At 56.0% G+C, this 3,655-nt stretch carries 3 protein-coding genes; 2 read left to right on the top strand and 1 reads right to left on the bottom strand.

From position 1 onward, the window contains the following. Positions 1–152: 152 nt before the first annotated feature. Positions 153–1,679, bottom strand: coding sequence for a fumarate hydratase (locus tag ACJROR_RS13485; RefSeq protein ID WP_406547556.1), 1,527 nt, complete (start codon positions 1,677–1,679; stop codon positions 153–155). Positions 1,680–2,216: 537 nt separating this feature from the next. Between ACJROR_RS13485 and ACJROR_RS13490 the strand changes: the two genes are divergently transcribed. Beyond that, positions 2,217–2,972 carry a hypothetical protein gene (locus tag ACJROR_RS13490; protein WP_406547557.1) on the top strand — a complete coding sequence of 252 codons (756 nt, stop codon included), beginning with the start codon at positions 2,217–2,219 and terminating at the stop codon, positions 2,970–2,972. Between the two features lie 127 nt (positions 2,973–3,099). Next, the coding region (locus ACJROR_RS13495) for a DMT family transporter (protein ID WP_406547558.1) at positions 3,100–3,655 on the top strand (556 nt) is incomplete at its 3' end.

The following is a 3,655-nucleotide window of genomic DNA, read 5'->3' on the forward strand; positions in this document are numbered from 1 at the left end:
TTGCGATTCGCTGACACTTGCCGCCGGCGGTCGTGTTCGGGACTTTCACCCCATAGGTACAGAACATGCCGGGCGCGCGCAAAAAAAGGGAGCCCTGGCTATATCAGGACTCCCGCTTCTTGCTGATCCGAAAACCGGATTTTCAGAAGGGACTATTCAAGATACTTGAAGTCAATGGCCAGGATCTTCTCGCGCCACTCAGCAGGACCGTTCACATGAACGTTGCTGCCTTCGGAATCCACTGCTACCATGACCGGCATATCCTCTACCTCAAACTCGTAAACGGCTTCCATGCCCAGTTCCGGGAATGCCAGCACCCGGGCCTTCTTAATGGCCTTGGATACCAGGTAGGCGGCGCCGCCCACAGCCATGAGATAAACAGCCTTGTGCTTCTTGATGGAGGCAACTGCGGCCGGACCGCGATCCGCCTTGCCGATCATGCCGAAAAGGCCGGTTTTGCTGAGCATGGTTTCCACGAACTTATCCATTCTGGTGGAGGTGGTGGGGCCGGCCGGGCCGACTACCTCATCGCGTACCGGATCCACCGGTCCCACGTAGTAGATAAACTTGCCATGGAAGTCCACGCCGTCGGGAAGAGGCTTGCCCTCGGCAATGAGGTCGCAGATCTTCTTGTGAGCGGCATCGCGGCCGGTAAGAATGGTACCGCTGAGGAGCAGGGTTTCGCCGCTCTTCCAGGTGGCCATCTCTTCCTTGGTTACGGTGTCCAGGTTCACTCTTCTGGCATTGTCGCTGCCCCCCACCTTGATATCCGGCCATTCGTCCAGAGACGGCGGCACCAGATTAACCGGGCCGGAGCCGTCCAGCTCGAAGGAGACATGTCTCGTGGCGGCGCAGTTGGGGATCATGCATACCGGCTTGGAGGCGGCATGAGTGGGGAAGCTCTTGATCTTCACATCCATAACGGTGGTAAGGCCGCCCAGTCCCTGAGCTCCGATGCCCAGACGGTTAACCTTGTCGTAAATGCTGAGACGGAGCTTTTCCTCGGCGGTTTCCGCGCCCTTCTTAATCAGGTCATCGATGTCAATGGGCTCCATCAGGGCTTCCTTGGCCATAAGGGCGGCCTTTTCAGCGGTGCCGCCGATGCCGATGCCCAGCATGCCCGGAGGACACCAGCCGGCGCCCATGTGGGGGAGCTGCTCCAGCACCCAGTCTTCAATGGAATCGGAAGGATTGAGCATGGCCATCTTGGTCTTGTTCTCAGACCCGCCTCCCTTGGCGGCAATCTCCACGATAACCTTGTCGCCCTCGATAATTTCCACATGGGTAACGGCGGGAGTGTTGTCTTTGGTGTTCACCCGGCTTCCGGCAGGATCCTTAAGCACGCTCTTCCGGAGGGGGTTGTCCGGGCAGCAGTAGGCTCTCCGGCAGCCCTCATTTACCATCTCCGGCACCAGCATGTCTCCCTCGAAGGTGACGTTGCGGCCGATCTTCACAAAGCAGGTAACAATGCCGGTATCCTGGCAGAGGGGACGATGGCCCTCGGCGCACATTTTGGAGTTCACCAGAATCTGGGCGATGGCTGATTTGGCAGCCGGATTCTGCTCTCTCTCGTAAGCTTTTTTCAGGCCCCTGACAAAGTCCAGCGGATGGTAATAGGAAATGTACTGCAGAGCGTCATAGATGGAATCTATAAAGTCCTGCTGTTTGATTACAGTCATTAGGATGCTCCTGTTAAAATACTCGCTTAAATTGCAGGGAGGGAGAAATCCGCCCTGTCAGTGTTATTATCACGACGCCCGGCGCCGGCGTTCGGAAAAAAAATCCCCGAAGCGGAACTGCCAAAGCTGAAAATATTTCTCATTATAGCACGGCCCGCCCGCCCCTCGCGTCCGGAAAAGTTTTTTAAGCTGATTCTACGCCGGCACTCACAGGTTGACTGATTTTCTCCGGATCCTTGCCAAAAACGCGGAACTGCGCCATGGGGGAGATTTTTTTCAGGAAAGAAGCTGAAAGAATCAGGAAAGGGGCCGGAAGGATGCCGGCAGGCGGCGAGTTTTTTTGCGGTTCAGTCAAAATTAGAGCACGACAAAAACAACCGCCGCGTTAACCTGTGATAAAATCGGGACAGCATTTTCCCGGAATGATTCATCCGGCATCCGTAATAGCAGCAGAAGGATGAACAGGAAACAGCCCGGTTTGCGCGCCGCGCGGGGTAAGGGCCCAGGGATGCGTTTCCTGCTCGAGAGGTGTTCAGCATGTTTTTTGCCATTACTATATTCATTATCATATTGCTGGTCTTTGTGATCATTGCCTATATGCTGTACAGTGATTACCAGGTTCAGCAGGAAATGGACAAAAAGCTCCTCATTTCCCGGCAGAAAAACATCATTGATGAAACCGACGACATCCTGATGAACGTCACCCAGATCCCCTTCTCCAACCGGATGATCGTTATTCTGCAGAACCGCATTCTGAGCTCTCTCCAGATCATCGCCACGGTGCAGAACAGCATTCAGGTGCAGCAGCGCATCAATGACATGTCATCTCAGATAGAGATCACCAAAACCTCCCCCTCCCGGGATACCCAGTTTGCTCCGCCCGCCAATGCCGATCAGTCCCTGAAAATGATCCGCACCATGCGCCGCCTCCGGCAGATCCTCCGCAAGGAATTCAACCGGGGCCGGATCTCCAAAAACGATTTCGTGGACGAGGACAAGGTGCTGGAGATCAACATCTACAAGATCCAGTTCAGCAACCTCATGAATAATATCGAGGAAGCCCTGACCAACAACCAGAACGGCACGGCCCGGGATCTTATCAAGGGCGGGCTGGGCTCTCTCAATAAGCTGCAGTTCCGGGATTCCTGGCTGGATGGCGTCAAGAATCATCTGGAAGAAATTCTGGCCCGCATTAACTCCGAGGCGGAAAAGAGGCTCGAGCAGGAAATGGCCAACGAAAAAGCCAAAGAAAGCGACATCGATATTCTCTTCATGCCCAAGAAAAAGTGGTAACTTCAGTCTCCGGCGCTGTCCGGAGCCGCGGGAGACGGATCCCGCCGGCGCTCCTGACCTCAGCCTTAATCTTAATCCCCTGCTCCGGTTTTTGCCGCCGGCGTATCCGGCATAGCGGGAAGGCCGCATGAGCGCAAACACCTTACCGGGACATGCGGCAGCCCTGTTCACTACCACCGTCTGGGGCATTACCTACGTTTCCACCAAGTATCTCGTAGCCAGCTTTGATCCCGCGGAAATCCTCCTCGTCCGGCTCATTATTGCTGTCATCCTGCTCAGTCTGGCCGGAGCCCCCGCCGTAACCAGCCGCCCCGGAGAGGAAAAGTACTTCGCTCTGGCGGGACTCACCGGGATCTGCCTGTACTTCATGCTGGAAAATACCGCCCTCACTATCACCAGTGCCTCCCATGTGGGGATCATTGTCTCCGCGGCTCCGCTTTTTACCGCCCTTCTGGCGCTCCCGGTATACCACGACCGCCAGGTGCTCTCCTGGGGCTTTATCTCAGGCTTTGTCATTTCCATGACGGGCATTGTCATGCTCAGCGCGGGAGACTCGGATCTCACCGTGAGTCCCGCCGGAGATCTCATGACCGTGGCCGCCTGCATCTCCTGGGCGGTATACTCCCTCACCATCAAGAAGCTCACCTCCCTGGGGTACGGCAGCCTGACCATTACCCGCCGCG

Origin of the sequence: Succinimonas sp. (assembly GCF_045225735.1) — a bacterium.
Taxonomy (GTDB): domain Bacteria; phylum Pseudomonadota; class Gammaproteobacteria; order Enterobacterales; family Succinivibrionaceae; genus Succinimonas.

Coding starts and splice junctions, on each gene's coding strand:
- ACJROR_RS13485 (WP_406547556.1), bottom strand. CDS start 1,679: ATGACTGTAATCAAACAGCAGGACTTTATAGATTCCATCTATGACGCT.
- ACJROR_RS13490 (WP_406547557.1), top strand. CDS start 2,217: ATGTTTTTTGCCATTACTATATTCATTATCATATTGCTGGTCTTTGTG.